The sequence below is a fragment of the Microbacterium sp. NPDC089987 genome (assembly GCF_044748505.1).
Classification (GTDB): Bacteria; Actinomycetota; Actinomycetes; order Actinomycetales; family Microbacteriaceae; genus Microbacterium.
The window spans coordinates 146438-162013 of the sequence record NZ_JBIVGE010000001.1 but is presented as its reverse complement, the minus strand read 5'-3'; the positions used below and the strand labels follow the sequence as shown (position 1 = coordinate 162013).

Here is a 15576-nt window from a genome sequence, read left to right as displayed (position 1 = left end):
TTCCCTTCGACATGGATTGTTCTCAGCGACTGCGGTCGGCGGTCAGGGCGAAGAACTCGGCCCGCGAGCGGGCGTCGTCGCGCAGCGTGCCGCGCAGCGCCGACGTGGTGGTCGTCGAGCCGACCGCGCGAGCGCCGCGCAGCGTCATGCAGGTGTGCGTGGCTTCCACCACGACACCGATGCCATGCGGCCGCAGCCGCGCGGCGAGAGCATCGGCGATCTGCACGGTGAGGCGCTCCTGCGTCTGCGGGCGTCGTGCATAGTGATCGACCATGCGCGGGATCTTCGACAGCCCGACCACGCTCTCACCGGGAAGGTACGCCACGTGAGCGATGCCCGTGAACGGCAGCAGGTGGTGCTCGCACACGGAGCGCACCGGGATGTCGCGGATGAGCACGAGCTCGTCGTAGCCCTCGGCGTTGGCGAACGTCGTGAAGTCGAACGGCTGGGGCGAGAGCAGCTCGGCGTACGCCTCCGCGAGGCGGCGCGGTGTGCGGGCGAGGTCGGGGTTGCCGACCGCATCCGGGTCGATTCCCAGCGCCGTGAGGAGCAGATGCGCTGCCCGCTCGGCCGCCGCCAGATCCACCGGCTTCGGAGCGGCCTCTATCCGCACGCGCTGAGGCGCGCGCGGGGCGGGCGCGAGGTCGCCGTGATCGTGGATCGCTGTCATCGTCATGTCGACCTCCCGTGCTGCTCCTTCCATGAGACACCCGAGCGATTCTAAAAGCAAGCATCACTTCTTTTAGAATGCCGCGACTCCATCTGTTACCCCGAACTCCGCCATGTGACAACCCCGTAGCCCCGCAGGTGTCACCCCCGTAGGTTCTCCTCAACAGCAATGACCTCGAGGCGCTTAGCCGGAAGGCAGTCGAGACAGGAGTCCTCATGTCTGCCGCAACCAGATCCACCGGACGGGCGATCGCCCGGTCGGCCGAGCCGACCGCACCGCCACAGGCCGCCGACCCCACGGTGATCGCCGAGCCGGCCATCGCGAGCGAGCCGTCGCCCCAGCCCACGCCCGCCGAGCCCGCCTACGAGCTCGTCGACATCGATCGCTACGAGGTGTTCGAGGACGGCCCCGTCGGCTACGTCGAGGTGATCCCGCCGCTGTTCATCTGCTATTCGGGCCACCCCTACCCGAAGGCGATCGAAGTGGCGCAGGTCTTCGACTTCGAGCAGGCGGTGCGCCGCGTGCGCGAGGCGGCACCGCACTCGCACGGCTCGCACGGCTTGCACGAGAACGGTCGTACCGCCGCATGAGCGTCGACGTGTGGCCCGGATCAGCCCATCCCCTCGGCGCGACCTTCGACGGTCAGGGCACGAACTTCGCACTGTTCAGCGAGCACGCAGAGCGGGTCGAGCTGTGCCTGTTCGACGACCACGGTGAGGAGACCCGCGTCGATCTCGTCGAGGTCGACGCCTACGTCTGGCATGGGTACCTGCCGTCGGTGCAGCCGGGACAGCTGTACGGCTACCGGGTGCACGGGCCGTACGACCCCCCGAACGGAAAGCGCTTCAACCCCAGCAAGCTGCTGCTCGACCCGTATGCGAAGGCCGTCGCGGGACAGGTCGACTGGGGGCAGGCGCCGTTCTCCTACGACTTCGGCGACCCGGACTCGCACAATGAGGACGACTCGGCCGCCAGCACGCCGAAGAGCGTCGTGATCAACCCGTTCTTCGAATGGGGCGGCGACCGGCTGCCGAAGACGCCCTATGCGCAGACGGTCATCTACGAATCGCACGTGAAGGGCCTCAGCATCCGGCATCCGGATGTGCCCGAAGAGCTGCGCGGCACCTATGCCGGCGTCGCCCACCCGGCGATCGTCGACCACCTCACACGGCTGGGCGTGACCGCGATCGAGCTCATGCCCGTGCACCAGTTCGTGAACGACAGCACCCTGCAGGACAAGGGCCTGTCGAACTACTGGGGCTACAACACCCTGTCGTTCTTCGCACCGCAGAACACGTACTCGTCGAGCGGCGAGCACGGCCAGCAGGTGCAGGAGTTCAAGGCGATGGTGCGTGCGCTGCACGCCGCCGGCATCGAGGTGATCCTCGACGTGGTCTACAACCACACCGCAGAGGGCAACCACCTCGGCCCCACCCTCTCGATGCGCGGCATCGACAACGAGGCGTACTACCGCCTCGAGGAGGACCGCCGGTACTACACCGACTACACCGGCACGGGCAACAGCCTCAACGTCGGCAACCCGCACGCGCTGCAGATGATCATGGACTCGCTGCGGTACTGGGTCACCGAGATGCACGTCGACGGGTTCCGGTTCGACCTCGCCTCCACCCTCGCCCGGGAGTTCTACGACGTCGACCGGCTGGCGACGTTCTTCGAGCTCGTGCAGCAGGATCCGGTGGTCTCGCAGGTCAAGCTCATCGCCGAGCCGTGGGACATCGGGCCCGGCGGCTACCAGGTGGGCAACTTTCCGCCGCAGTGGTCGGAGTGGAACGGCAAGTACCGCGACACGGTCCGCGACTTCTGGCGCGGCGAGCCGCAGGCGCTCGGCGAGTTCGCCTCGCGCCTCACCGGGTCGGCCGATCTCTACGAGCACTCGGGGCGCCGCCCCGTGGCGTCCGTCAACTTCATCACCGCCCACGACGGCTTCACGCTGCGCGATCTGGTGAGCTACGCCGAGAAGCACAACGAGGCCAACGGCGAGGACAACAACGACGGCGAATCGCACAACCGCTCCGACAACCTGGGTGTCGAGGGGCACACCGACGACCCCGACGTGAACCGCCGCCGGGCCATGCGGCAGCGCAACATGCTGGCGACGCTGCTGCTGTCGCAGGGTGTGCCGATGATCTCGCACGGTGACGAGCTGGGCCGCACTCAGGACGGCAACAACAACGGCTACGCGCAGGACAACGAGATCACGTGGATCGACTGGGAGGCGGCGGATCTGCCGCTCGTCGAGTTCACGGCGGCGCTCACGAGGCTGCGCGCCCTGCATCCGACGTTCCGGCGCAGCCGGTTCTTCGACGGCAAGCCGGTGCGCGTCGAGGAGGGCTCGCCGGTGCCCGACATCGAGTGGCTCCGCCCGGACGGGCGCACGATGCAGCCCGAGGACTGGGAGTCGGGCTTCGGGCTGTCGATCGGCATGTTCCTCAACGGCCGCGGCATCCGCGAGAAGGACCGCCAGGGTCGCCCGGTGGACGACGTGAACTTCCTGGTGTACTTCAACAGCGGCGACGAGTCCGTCGACGTCGTGCTTCCGGATGCCAGGCACGGCGCGACCTGGGAGGCCGTGGTCGACACGGCCGGCGAGCTCACCCACGCCGACCCGCTGCCGGCCGCGGCGGGCGTGCAGCTCGGCGCCGGATCCATGCTCGTGCTTCGTGAGGTCGACGGCGCGGACGAGCCGACCGACGACTCCGTCGAGGCCTCGCTGCGGATGCAGGTCGAGAACGCCGCGACCCGCGCGCCCGCGCCGAAACCCGAGGTGTGAGATGACCAGCCGCCCCGATTCCACGTACCGTCTGCAGATCACCTCGCGCTTCACGCTCGAGGAGGCTGCGAAGGTGACCGGCTACCTGCGCCGGCTCGGTGCGGACTGGGCCTATCTCTCTCCGCTTCTGGCGGCGACGCAGGGCTCGGATCATGGCTATGACGTCGTCGACCACTCGCGCATCGACGAGTCCCGGGGCGGGGCGGCAGGTCTCACCACCTTCTCGGCCGCGGCGCGTGCCGAGGGCCTCGGCATCCTGGTCGACATCGTGCCGAACCACGTCGGGGTGGCCTCGCCGCGGCAGAATCCCTGGTGGTGGGACGTGCTCCGCCTCGGACGCGCTTCGGCCCACGCCATCGCGTTCGACGTCGACTGGGAGCGCGGGCGCGAGAAGGTGCGCCTGGCCATCCTCGGCGGCACTCCGGGCGAGGTGATCGAGCGCGGCGAGATCGTGGTCGACCCGACCCCGGCACCGGATGCCCCCGACGGCACGCTGTCGTATTTCGAGTACGTCCTCCCCCTGGCGCCCGGCACGGGGCGGCTGAGCGACGACCTCACCGCTCTGCTCGGTGCGCAGCACTACGAGCTGCGCCACTGGGAAGACCAGAACGACCAGCTGAACTACCGGCGCTTCTTCGCCGTCTCCGAGCTCGCGGCTCTGCGCGTGGAGCTTCCCGACGTCTTCGCGCAGTCGCACGAGGAGATCGTGCGCTGGATCCGCGAAGGTCTCGCCGACGGCATCCGGGTCGACCACCCGGACGGCCTCGACGACCCGGAGGAGTATCTCGAGCGACTCGCCGACGCCACCGGCGGCGCATACACGCTGATCGAGAAGATCCTCGAGTACGGCGAGGAGCTGCCGCCGTGGTGGCGCACCGACGGCACCACCGGGTACGACGCGCTCGGCGAGATCGACCGGGTGCTGATCGATCCGGCAGGAGTCGACGAGCTCACTGCGCTCGATGCTCGGCTGCGAGACCAGAGCGGCCTTCCCGAGGCGCAGGACTGGCACGATCTCATCCACGACACCAAGCGCGCGATGGCCGACGGGCTGCTGCAGTCGGAGGTGCGCCGGCTGGTGCACGACCTGCCGTTCGGCATCGTCGGCGCGGCGGATACCCTGGCCGAGCTGCTCGCCTGCTTCCCCGTCTACCGCTCCTACCTGCCGGCAGGGTGCGAGCATCTGCGCCATGCGGTCGAGGACGCGAGCCGTCGGCGACCGGATCTGGCATCCGCGATCGACGACCTCGCGCCGCTGCTCGCCGATCCGGCTCTGCCCGTGGCACGGCGGTTCCAGCAGACGTCGGGGGCGATCATGGCGAAGGGCGTGGAGGACACCGCCTTCTACCGGTACACCCGCCTCGGCACCCTGACCGAGGTCGGCGGCGACCCGTCGGTCGCGTCGCTGAGCGTGCCGCAGTTCCACACCGCGCAGCAGCGTCGCCTCGCCGCCTGGCCGTGCTCGATGACGACCCTGTCGACGCACGACACCAAGCGATCCGAAGATGTGCGCGCCCGCCTTGCGGTGCTCGCCGAGGTGCCCGAGCGCTGGTCCGAGGTGCTCGACGAGCTGCGCGGGATCGCGTCGACCGGCCACGGCCCGCTCGACAGCATGCTGTGGCAGGCCGCCGTCGGCGCCTGGCCGATCTCGTCGGAGCGGCTGCTCGCGTACGCGCAGAAGGCCGCCCGCGAGGCGTCCGAATCGACCGCGTGGCAGCATCCGGATGCCGAGTTCGAGAAGGGTCTCCAGGCGATCGCCGAGGCGGCGGACGGTGCCGCGAAGCCGGTTCTGGAGCGCTTCGTGGCGGAGATCATCGGGTACGGGCGGTCGAACTCCCTGTCGGCGAAGGTGCTGCAGCTCACCGGCCCCGGTGTGCCGGACGTGTACCAGGGCACCGAGCTGTGGGATCTGTCGCTCGTCGACCCCGACAACCGCCGGCCGGTGGACTTCGCCGAGCGCGAGCGCATGCTGTCCGAGCTCGACGCTGCCGTCGCGGAGGGCAGCCTGCCCTCGATCGATGACTCAGGAGCGGCGAAGCTGCTGGTGACCTCGCGGGCGCTGCGGCTGCGCCGCGATCACCCCGAGCTGTTCACCGCGTACCGACCCGAGACCGTCGCCGGGCCCGCTGCGTCCCACGCCGTCGCGGTGGACCGCGGCGGTCTGACCGTGGTGGCCACGCGTCTGCCGGTCGGGCTGGAGAGACGCGGCGGCTGGGACGAGACGACCCTGATGCGGTCGGAGATGCCCTCGATCGATGTGCTCACCGGGCGGCGGTTCGCCGGAGGCCCCGTGCGCTTGGCCGAACTGCTCGAGCACTACCCCGTCGCTCTGCTCCGGGAGGTGCGGTGATGGAGGCCAATACGGTGACGAAGGGCGGTGCGGTGATGGACGTATGGGCGCCGCGCGCGTCGCGGATGCGACTGCGGCGGGTTGGCGATGACGGCTCGACGCTCGACGAGCGGGAGATGACGGCGGGTCCCGGCGGCTGGTGGCAGGCCGACGCCGAGCTCGCCGACGGCGAGCGCTACGGCTTCGTGATCGGCGATGGCGATGAGCTGCGGCCGGATCCCCGTTCTCGCAGGCAGCCCGACGGGGTGCATGCCGCGTCGGCGGCGTTCGACGAGGCGGCATTCGCCTGGACCGACGCCGCATGGACGGGACGACAGTTGGCGGGCGGGCTCATCTACGAGCTGCATATCGGCACCTTCACTGCGGCCGGCACCTTCGATTCGGCGATCGAGAAGCTGCCGCACCTCGTCGACCTCGGCGTCACGCACGTCGAGCTGCTGCCGGTGAACGCGTTCAACGGGCAGTGGAACTGGGGGTACGACGGCGTGCTCTGGTACGCCGTGCACGAGGGCTACGGCGGTCCGCGCGGCTATCAGCGCTTCGTCGACGCCGCGCACGCGCACGGCCTCGGCGTGATCCAGGACGTCGTGTACAACCACCTCGGACCGAGCGGCAACTACCTGCCCGAGTTCGGACCCTACCTGCGCGACGGCAGCCGCAACACGTGGGGCGACTCGGTCGATCTCGATCAGACGCCCGTGCGCGAGTACATCATCGAGAACGCCCTGATGTGGCTCCGCGACCGGCACGTCGACGGCTTGCGGTTGGATGCCGTGCATGCCCTGCACGACGACAGCCGCATCCACATCCTGAAGGAGCTCGCCGAGCGCGTCGACGCCCTCTCGGCGCACGAGGGCAGGCCGCTGACCCTGATCGCCGAATCGGACCTCAACGATCCGACTCTGATCCTTCCGCGCGAGGCCGGCGGATACGGACTCACCGCGCAGTGGTCCGACGACTGGCACCATGCGGTGCACGTCGCCCTCACCGGGGAGACCTCAGGATACTACGCGGACTTCGCCGCGCCGGATGCCATCGAGAAGGTCACCGACGGCGGCTTCTTCCACGACGGCACGTTCTCGTCGTTCCGCGACCACGTGCACGGATCCCCCATCCCGCACGAGGTGCCCGCCTGGCGGCTGGTCACCTTCGCGCAGGACCACGACCAGATCGGCAACCGAGCGACGGGCGACCGGCTCAGCGAGACACTCTCCGATGACAGGCTCGCGGTCGCGGCGGTGCTCACGCTGACGGCGCCCGGCACGCCCATGCTCTTCATGGGCGAGGAGTGGGGCGCGTCCACGCCGTGGCAGTTCTTCACCTCGCATCCCGAACCGGAGCTCGGGCGCGCCACGGCCGAGGGACGCATCGCCGAGTTCGCCCGGATGGGGTGGGATGCCGCCGTCGTGCCCGATCCGCAGGACCCCGAGACCTTCCAGCGCTCCAAGCTCGACTGGGACGAGCTCGCATCGCCGGCCCACGCGCAGCTGCTCGACCTGTACCGCCGTCTCGCGGCGCTGCGGCGCGAGTGTCCGGCGCTGACGGAACCGGGCATCCGGGAGCCCTCGGTCGACCTCGTCGTGCCGAGCGATGAGCCGCAGCACCGCGCGTTCCGCATCGATCGGGGCGGCCTGAGCATCCTGATCAACCTGACCTCCGCCGACGTCGCATTCGACGTCGCCGGGGAGGTCCTGCTCGCCACCCGCGAGACCGCGTCGACCGCAGGGCGCACGACGCTGCTCGCGGAGTCGGCGGCGATCATCCGGCGCATGGACTGACCTATCCGACGAGCTTGCCGACGCCCCGGTCAGATGGCGTTCACGTGGCGCAGTTTCGCGATGAACTGCGGAACCTGGACGGTGACCGTGCGCCAGAAGATCTCGTCGTCCATCGCGATGTATCCAGCGTGACCGGCGACGTTCCGAGTGTGCGAGATCCCTTGCCTCTCGATCGCGGTCGCCGCTGACAGGAAGCGTGCGAACCGCTTCTCGTTCTCGAAGAGTGCCGCGAGTCTGATGATCGCCATCGATGCGCGATCGTAGCTTTCCGATCCCTCGAAGAAGCTGCCGCGCCCAGCGGCGACAACCGCGCGCACGCGCAGTTCCACCTTGTCGAGTTCTGCAGTGAACGCGTCGAGATCGCTACCGACTCTCACATCGTCGGGCTGGGCGCGTTCAGCCCGGGGGCGGAAGCTCGCTGAGCCGTCTGTGTTCACAGCGGAACCGCCGTCGCGCGGATGTGCGCCATCTCCGGCCGGTCTCCGCGGTCGACGATGACGTCGGCATCGAAACCGGTGAGGTCGCGAACGGCAGCCACGAACGCTCCCAGTTCGAAACCTGCAGCTGTGGCGTCGAGATCGACGAGAAGATCGATGTCCGAGCCGCGATGGTCGGCACCGCGCGAAACCGAACCGAAGACTCGGATACCGCGAACTCCGAGCTGGTCGCCGATCCGCCGAATCTCCTCACGCTTCAGGGCGAGCGGGACAGAAGGACGGTAGTCCGCTGCGTCGAGCAGCCGATCGAGCATCTCGTTGGAGACGCTACGACGTCCGGATTCCGCCGCGGCGATGTTCGACTGCTGGACGCCGGAGGCCTGGGCGAGCGCGCGCTGGCTCATCCCCGCGTCCTCGCGGGCGAGCCGGATCAGTGTCCCAGCCTTCGCGGTATCGATCATGTCTTCATGATATCGCGGATGATATCTGCTCAGGATGCCTGTTCTCCGACGGCCCCGTCCGCGACTGAGCGAATCGAGCGGGACAGCAGTCAGTACCCAGGTACCGGTCGCTCCGGAAAGCTGCACTCGCGTCCGATGTGGCGCACCCAGCCCCGTTCGTACTGTCGATGACATGCGAAAGGGAAACCAGTGATCTCCGCCGAGGCGCTCGTCAAGCGCTACGGCTCCAGAACCGCCATCGACAGCATCGACTTCACGGTCGAACCGGGCCAGGTGACCGGATTCCTCGGCCCGAACGGCGCGGGCAAGTCCACCACCATGCGCATGATCGTCGGCCTCGATCGGCCCACGTCCGGGTCGGTGCGGGTGAACGGGCGGTCGTACCGCGAGCACGCGGCGCCGCTGCACGAGGTGGGCGTGCTGCTCGACGCGAAGGCCGCCAATCGCGGCCGCACCGCGTACCAGCACCTGCGCGCCATCGCGGCGACGCACGGCATCGGCACCTCCCGGGTGCGGCAGGTGCTCGAGCTGGCGGGCCTCGAGCCGGTCGCCGGCAAGCGGGTGGGCGGGTTCTCGCTCGGCATGGGGCAGCGGCTCGGCATCGCCGCGGCGCTGCTGGGCGACCCGGGCACCGTCATCCTCGACGAGCCGGTCAACGGCCTCGATCCGGAGGGCGTGCGATGGGTGCGCACGCTGATGCGCACCCTCGCCGCCGAAGGCAGGACGGTGCTGCTGTCGTCGCACCTGATGAGCGAGATGTCGCAGACGGCTGACCGGCTGATCGTCATCGGACGCGGCCGGATCCTCGCCGACGGCACCGTCGGCGACGTCGTCACCCAGGTGACCCGTCAGGTCGTCAGGGTTCGCACCCAGGATGGTCCGCGGCTCCTGGCGGCGATCGCCGATGCTCACGTCTCCGTCTCGTCCGCCGGTGACGACGCGTACGAGATCACCGGGATGAGCGCCGAGCTCATCGCGGCCGCAGCCTCGACGGCAGGCATCGTGCTGTACGAGGTCGTGACGTCGTCGGGTTCTCTGGAGGACGCCTATCTCGCCCTCACCGCCGGCGACGTCGAATACCGCTCGACCCTCACCTCGACCGCCCACGACGCAGGAGCAGCCCGATGACCACCATCGACCACAAGCGCGCGACCTTCATTCCCGGCCCTACGAGGCTCACCTTCCGCGGCATCCTCCGCTCGGAGTCCATCAAGCTCATCAGCCTGCGTTCCAACCGGGCGATGCTCGTCTCGATCGTGCTGCTCAGCCTGGCCGTCAGCCTCGCGCTTGCGGTGACGATGGCCGACGCGGGGGTTCCTGACCTGCCGTCCGTCGGGTTCATGCTCGATGAGATCACTCTCGGCACCGTGCTGTTCGGCCAGCTGGTCGCCGTCGTGCTGGGCGTGATGGCGATCAGCGGCGAGTACGCGAGCGGCTCGATCCAGCCGACCATGATCGCCGTGCCCACGCGCACACCGGTGCTGCTGGCCAAGGCGTGCGTGGTGTTCGTGGCTGCCACAGCCACCGGACTCGTCGGCGCGTTCGGCTCGTGGGCAGTGACCCTGCCGTTCTTCGATGCCCTGGGACTGGCGGTCGGATTGACGGCACCCGGCGTCCTGCCGGCGCTCGTCGGCGCCGCGGTCTATCTGGGCCTCTCGGCTATCCTCGGGTTGGGCATCGGCGCGCTGCTGCGAGCTGTCGCACCCAGTGTGGCCGGGGCGGTCGTCCTGACGCTGCTGATGCCGGTGGTGCTCTCTGCGCTGCCCGCCTCGCAGACGGTGCGCAACATGCAGCTGCTGACCATGTCGAAGGCGGGAGACGCCATGAGCAACGCCCCCGAGAATCAAGGAGCGCTCGTGAACCTCGTCGACGGATACATCAGCTGGGGTGCGGGCTGGATGATCGCCGCAGCATGGGCGCTCGTGTTCCTGGTGCTCGGGATCCTGCGCCTGCGCAAGGGGGACGTCTGAACACCGCACCGGTCGGTCTGCGCGGCGCCTCGCCGGAGGCGCCGCGTCCGGCGCGCCGGTTCTCGATCACGGATGCCGTGCTGCTGGGCCTGTACCTCAGCGCAGCCATCACGATGGCCGCGCTCTCGCTGGAGCCGCCCTTCGTCACGCCGCTGTGGGCGCTGGTCGCGCTCGGGGTGGGCGGGTCCCTCGTGCTGGTGATGCGGCACCGGCATCCCGCCGCCGCCTTCGCCGGCGCGATGGCCCTCGCCGTGGCATCGACTGCGTTCGGGTCGGGCGCCGAGGGGATGCTGGCGGTGGGCGCGATGTATCTGGTCGGGCTGCGGGCACGGCCGGCCACGGCCTGGGCAGCGCTGGGCGTGGCGCTGCTGCTGGCGGCGGCGGGTGCGAGCGCCCTCGCTCTGCGCGGCACGCGGCTGCCGCCCATGCTGGGCTCCGCGCCCCCGCTCGACCCGCGTGACACCCTGCTGGACTGGTTGAACTTCTTCAGCCTGGTCGCCGCGCTGCTCGTGATCACGACGCTGCTGGGCATCAACGCCGGCCACCGTCGGCGCCAGCTCGGCGAGCTCCGGCATCGCGCCGAGCAGCTCGCGCGAGAACGCGACCAGCAGGCCGAGACGGCTCGCGCGCAGGAGCGCGAGCGCATCGCCCGTGAGATGCACGACGTGATCGCGCACAGCCTGACCGTGATGATCGCCGTGTCAGACGGCGCGCGCCTCGCCGCCGACGAGAAGCCGCAGCAGGCGAAGGAGGCGATGGGCCGGGTTGCCGAGACCGGACGCAGAACTCTCGGCGAGGTGCGACGACTGCTCGCGACCGTGCGCGCGGATGACGCCGAGCCCCCAGTGCCGCACGCTCCGCAACCCGACGCCGCTCGGCTGCCCTCGCTCGTGCAGGAGTTCGCTGCTGCCGGCCTGCCGGTGCGGCTCACCGTCACGGGCCGCGCGCCTGCCGACCCCGCGCTGGGGCTGACCGTGTACCGGATCGTGCAGGAATCGCTCACCAACTCCCTTCGACACGGCAGGGAGATCCGCTCCGTGGAGGTCGACGTGGCGTGGGAGGACGGTGAGGCGAGAATCGTCGTGCAGGACTTCTCGGCCGCGGCGCAGCTGCTGCCTGCCGGCGAGCGCTCGCCGGGCCGCGGCCTGGTGGGCATGCAGGAGCGCGTCGCCCTGTACGACGGCGACATCGAGACAGGCCCGCATGCCGGAGGGTGGCGGGTGTCCGCTCGCCTTCGCTGGCACGAACGGGGAGAGGGAGAATGACGAACGACATCCGGGTGCTTCTCGTCGACGACCAGGAGCTTGTGCGCTACGGCTTCCGGCTCATGCTCGATGCGACGCCCGGCATCGTGGTCGTCGGCGAGGCCGACGACGGCGAACGGGCGATCGGGGCGGCGGAGCGACTGCATCCGGATGTGATCCTGATGGATGTCCGGATGCCCGGCACCGACGGCATCGAGGCGACCAGGCGGATCCTCGCCCGCCGACCTCGCACGCGCATCCTCGTGCTCACCACCTACGACCTCGACGAGTACGCCTTCGCGGCGCTGCGCGCAGGTGCGGCGGGCTTCCTGCTCAAGGACACTCGCCCTGAGCAGCTCATCGCGGCGATCCACGCGGTGCATGCCGGCGACGCGGTCGTCTCACCGCGGATCACCGCGCATCTGATCGCGACCGCAGCACCGCACCTCGGTGGTCGGCAGACGGACGACGTCGAGAGCACCCTCGCCGATCTCACCGCCCGAGAGCGCGAGATCTTCATGCTGATCGGCCAGGGACGGACGAACGGCGAGATCGCCGCAGTCCTGCATCTGAGCGATTCGACGGTGAAGGCCCACGTCGGCCGCGTGCTGTCGAAGCTCGAGCTGCGCAACCGGGTGGATGCCGTGATCCGCGCCTACGAGCTGGGCGTGGTCGGGCGCTGAGCGACGTCGGACCTCCGTGACATGAGGTCCTGCCGGGGCGTGAGAAGCCGCGTCAGCCGATGTCCTTCTGGAGCTTCGCGACCGTATCTGCGTAGTTCATGCGGATGACGGGAAGCTGGAGCTTGTTCGTCCCCGCACGTATCCGTGCTCGATGGTGCGCGCCATCACGTAGCCGGCCTGTGTGACACCCTGTTCCGCGGTCGGGTTGTGGTGACCATATGGGTAGGCCACTACCTCTTTGCTGCCGAGAATGCGCGCTGATTCCTCCAGGTCGGCGGCGACCTCATCGGCAGAGAGGTTGACCATCCGGCCCTTGCCGTCGTCTCCGGCTCGGTGCATGTCGCTCGTGTGCGAGCGCTGCAGGACGAACGGTGACGGCGTGGCGTCCTGGCGGGCAGATGTGATCACGAATGACGTCGTGAGGAGCTGCCGCTCGGTCACGATCGGCACAGCCAGCTCGAGCCAGGTCGGATCCGCGTCGTCGTCGGTGATGATGAGCGAATGCCGAGGCAGGAACAGCCTGCCGTCGATGAAGGCATCCAGCTCATCCCACGTGGGCAGGTAGAACTCCTGCGCTGCCACGTAGTCCATCTGCGCCCTGAAGTCCTCGACGTACACGAAGTTGCCGCGCAGCCATCCGGACTCGCCTTCGGGCTTGGTGGTGAACTGGTGGTACATCAGGATCGGAACCTTCGCGGCGGTCGCAAGATTCTGCTCGGGCGTGGTCCACGCTGCATAGAGCGTGCTCTCGTGGTCGACGCAGGCGGCCAGCTGCGACCCGTTCACACGGTCCGTCTGCACCTGAGCCTGCGCTGTCTCGGGCGTCGGATACCAGCCGGCGAACACCGCGCCCGCACGCTCAGGGATGGGCAGCCCGGAGTACAGCGCCCCTTCCGTCTGCAGCATCAGTGTCAGCTCGACGCCCTCGCTGAAGAACGTCACCGCGCAGGCGGTGGCAGGGTCGGGGGCGTCCTTCAGAAGCTGCTGAGCGGGGGTCAGCGGAGTCGGAGTCGGAGTAGGCGTGGGTGCGATGGTCGTCTGGATCGCTTCAGGCAGGTCCTGTGCACCGCCCGCGAGAGCGCGCGCGGAGGCGATGGCGATGACGGCGATGAGCGCGGCCGCGAGAATCGCGATCAGGCCGATCAGGAAGGGCCGACGACGGGCGGCCTTCGACGGGACACGGGGTCCGCGCCCGCTCGATGATTCTGCGCTCACGAAGCCTGAGTGTATCGACGGAATCAGCCAACCCTGGGACTTCGCGATCCCTCGTCAGCCCGCGTCGACGACGCCGGTCCTGATGCCCCACAGCACCGCCTGCAGGCGGTCACGGGCTGCGGTCTTCTGCAGGATGCCGGCGAGGTGGTACTTCACCGTCGTTGGCTCCACATAGAGGCGGTCGGCGATCTCGGCGTTCGACAGCCCCTCGGCGAGAAGCTTGAGCACGTCGAGCTCCCGCTCTGTGAGCGGAACCCCGGCGACCCCGGCTGGTGCACTGCTCGCGCGTCGACGCTCACCGAACTCGCGCAGGATGCGGCGGGTCAGTCGGTGATCGAGGGTTCCGTCTCCGGCGGCTACGGAACGGACGGCGGCGAGCAGGGTGTGCTCATCGGCGCCTTTGAGAAGGAAGCCGGCGGCGCCGGCCTCGAGCGCGGCGAAGACGTCGGCGTCGACGTCGAACGTGGTGAGGATGAGCACGTCGGTGTGCAGAGTCGTGTCTGCGACGATCTCACGAGTGGCCGAGATGCCGTCCATGCGCGGCATCCGGATGTCCATGCACACCACATCGGGGCGGAGGTCGCGAACGAGTCGCACGGCGTCGGCGCCGTCGACCGCCTCTCCGACCACCTCGATGTCGGGCTCGGCTCCGAGGATGACGGCGAGACCGGCACGGACGACGGCCTGGTCGTCGGCGATGACGACGCGGATCACGCGGCGCTCCGTCCGTCGAAGGGGATGCGCAGATGATTGGTCCACCCGCCGGAGTCATCCGGTCCTGCCGACAGCTGCGCGTCGATCAGCTGAGCGCGCTCGGCCATGCCGGAGAGGCCATAACCGGCGGCAGGTCTCTCGGCCGTCGTTCGCGTGCCACCTTCGGCGGACGGCTCGTTTCGGACGGTGATGTCCACGGCCTCCGCTCCGAACCGCACGGTCACAGCGCAGACCGCACCGGGCGCGTGCCTGGCGGCGTTGGCGAGGGACTCCTGCACCATCCGGTGCGCGGTGGTCTCGGCGAGCGCGCCCAGCGGATGCGCGTGGCCGGACGAGGCGAGTTCGACGCGCTGGCCCCGTTCCCGCGCGTCGTCGACAAGAGCTGCGATCCCTGCGATAGTGGGCACCGGGCTCGGAGCACCGGATAGCCCGTCATCATCGTCGCTGCGCAGCAGCCCGACCGCCCGCCTGAGGTCGGCGAGGGCGATGCGGGCGTCGTTCTGAACCGTCTGCATCATCTCCCGCGCGCGGTCGATGTCGCTGCGGGTGAGCGCCGTGGCCGCCTGAGCGCTGACGATGATCCCCGAGAGGTGGTGTCCGGCGATGTCGTGGAGCTCTCGCGCAAGTGCCTCACGCTCGGCACGCACCTCGCGCTCGGCGCGCTCGCGCCGCTCGTGTTCAGCCATTCGCGCCTGCTCCTGCAGGGCACCGGCGAGGCGCTCGCGGCCGCGGAAGTACTCCGCGGCGGCTGCGGGAGCCGCGAACTGCAAGGCGACGCGTGCGATGACGGTGATGATCAGGACGAGCAGCGATTCGCGCGACCCGAAGAGCAGCGCGCCGGCACCGACGAAGGTGGTCACCAGCGCACCGGCGGCGAGCGCCACCAGCGACGCCTTTCGAGGGCTGCGCCGAGCCAAGCCGTAAGCGGCCAGGATCACTCCGAGCGACCCGACCCCCAGCTCCCCCGCCGAGGTCGCCAGGATCACCGCGTCGAGAAGCACCGTTCCCGCGAACACGGCGACCGGCGCGCGCAGGCGGAAGAAGAGGAGCACGGCCTGCAGTGCCACCAGGCCGGCGTGCACGTACGGCGGAACATCACCGGGCACGGCGGCAGGAAGCTCGGCGATCCACAGGTCCGCGCCGAGGTAGCCGATCGCGGCCGCGAGGACGAGCACCGGCGGGATCGCCCGGCGCACGGGCTTGCCATGCAGGAGGGGGTGCGCCGCAGGGGACATGACTTCAGTCAACCACGCCGGAGCTCGC

Annotated in this window: 14 protein-coding genes; 8 read left to right on the top strand and 6 right to left on the bottom strand. The window is 69.5% G+C overall.

Features of this window, described 5'->3' with window-relative positions:
• Window positions 1-22 precede the first annotated feature (22 nt).
• Complete coding sequence (gene folE / locus ACIPV2_RS00805) at window positions 23-676, bottom strand: GTP cyclohydrolase I (protein WP_400837174.1); 654 nt, start codon at window positions 674-676, stop codon at window positions 23-25.
• A 209-nt stretch (window positions 677-885) separates the two neighbouring features.
• Between folE and ACIPV2_RS00800 the strand changes: the two genes are divergently transcribed.
• Genes ACIPV2_RS00800 through treZ form a run of 4 tightly spaced genes read left to right on the top strand, consistent with a single transcriptional unit; the run spans window position 886 to window position 7589 of the window.
• Window positions 886-1260 (top strand): hypothetical protein, encoded by a 375-nt coding sequence (locus ACIPV2_RS00800; RefSeq protein WP_400837172.1) that lies wholly within the window; start codon window positions 886-888, stop codon window positions 1258-1260.
• Window positions 1257-3461, top strand: a complete 2205-nt coding sequence (glgX, locus tag ACIPV2_RS00795; RefSeq protein WP_400837169.1) for a glycogen debranching protein GlgX — start codon at window positions 1257-1259, stop codon at window positions 3459-3461. The genes ACIPV2_RS00800 and glgX overlap by 4 nt, the downstream gene beginning before the upstream one ends.
• A 1-nt stretch (window position 3462) precedes the next feature.
• A complete protein-coding gene (gene treY, locus ACIPV2_RS00790; RefSeq protein ID WP_400837166.1) occupies window positions 3463-5811 on the top strand; it encodes a malto-oligosyltrehalose synthase in 2349 nt (782 codons plus the stop codon).
• The gene (gene treZ / locus ACIPV2_RS00785) at window positions 5811-7589 is read left to right on the top strand and encodes a malto-oligosyltrehalose trehalohydrolase (RefSeq protein WP_400837164.1); all 1779 of its coding nucleotides are present in this window, start codon (window positions 5811-5813) and stop codon (window positions 7587-7589) included. The genes treY and treZ overlap by 1 nt, the downstream gene beginning before the upstream one ends.
• 29 nt (window positions 7590-7618) lie before the next feature.
• Here the strand turns inward: treZ and ACIPV2_RS00780 are convergent, their stop codons facing one another.
• The gene (locus ACIPV2_RS00780) at window positions 7619-7966 is read right to left on the bottom strand and encodes an antitoxin (protein ID WP_400837161.1); all 348 of its coding nucleotides are present in this window, start codon (window positions 7964-7966) and stop codon (window positions 7619-7621) included.
• Between the two features lie 56 nt (window positions 7967-8022).
• Window positions 8023-8487 carry a helix-turn-helix domain-containing protein gene (locus tag ACIPV2_RS00775; RefSeq protein WP_400837158.1) on the bottom strand — a complete coding sequence of 155 codons (465 nt, stop codon included), beginning with the start codon at window positions 8485-8487 and terminating at the stop codon, window positions 8023-8025.
• Window positions 8488-8676: 189 nt separating this feature from the next.
• On the opposite strand from ACIPV2_RS00775, the gene ACIPV2_RS00770 reads away from it, so the two are divergent.
• From ACIPV2_RS00770 to ACIPV2_RS00755, 4 genes are read left to right on the top strand one after another with little or no spacing between them, the layout of a single operon-like run.
• The gene (locus ACIPV2_RS00770) at window positions 8677-9615 is read left to right on the top strand and encodes an ABC transporter ATP-binding protein (protein ID WP_400837155.1); all 939 of its coding nucleotides are present in this window, start codon (window positions 8677-8679) and stop codon (window positions 9613-9615) included.
• Window positions 9612-10457, top strand: a complete 846-nt coding sequence (locus tag ACIPV2_RS00765) for an ABC transporter permease subunit (RefSeq protein ID WP_400837152.1) — start codon at window positions 9612-9614, stop codon at window positions 10455-10457. The genes ACIPV2_RS00770 and ACIPV2_RS00765 overlap by 4 nt, the downstream gene beginning before the upstream one ends.
• A complete protein-coding gene (locus tag ACIPV2_RS00760) occupies window positions 10400-11722 on the top strand; it encodes a sensor histidine kinase (protein WP_400837150.1) in 1323 nt (440 codons plus the stop codon). The genes ACIPV2_RS00765 and ACIPV2_RS00760 overlap by 58 nt, the downstream gene beginning before the upstream one ends.
• Window positions 11719-12384: a response regulator gene (locus ACIPV2_RS00755; RefSeq protein ID WP_400837147.1), complete on the top strand. Its 666-nt coding sequence runs from the start codon at window positions 11719-11721 to the stop codon at window positions 12382-12384. The genes ACIPV2_RS00760 and ACIPV2_RS00755 overlap by 4 nt, the downstream gene beginning before the upstream one ends.
• 96 nt (window positions 12385-12480) lie before the next feature.
• Here the strand turns inward: ACIPV2_RS00755 and ACIPV2_RS00750 are convergent, their stop codons facing one another.
• Genes ACIPV2_RS00750 through ACIPV2_RS00740 form a run of 3 tightly spaced genes read right to left on the bottom strand, consistent with a single transcriptional unit; the run spans window position 12481 to window position 15548 of the window.
• Complete coding sequence (locus ACIPV2_RS00750; RefSeq protein ID WP_400837144.1) at window positions 12481-13599, bottom strand: xylanase; 1119 nt, start codon at window positions 13597-13599, stop codon at window positions 12481-12483.
• Between the two features lie 54 nt (window positions 13600-13653).
• On the bottom strand, window positions 13654-14313 hold the full coding sequence (locus ACIPV2_RS00745; protein WP_400837141.1) for a response regulator: 660 nt from the start codon (window positions 14311-14313) through the stop codon (window positions 13654-13656).
• Window positions 14310-15548 carry a sensor histidine kinase gene (locus ACIPV2_RS00740; protein WP_400837138.1) on the bottom strand — a complete coding sequence of 413 codons (1239 nt, stop codon included), beginning with the start codon at window positions 15546-15548 and terminating at the stop codon, window positions 14310-14312. The genes ACIPV2_RS00745 and ACIPV2_RS00740 overlap by 4 nt, the downstream gene beginning before the upstream one ends.
• Between the last annotated feature and the right edge of the window lie 28 nt (window positions 15549-15576).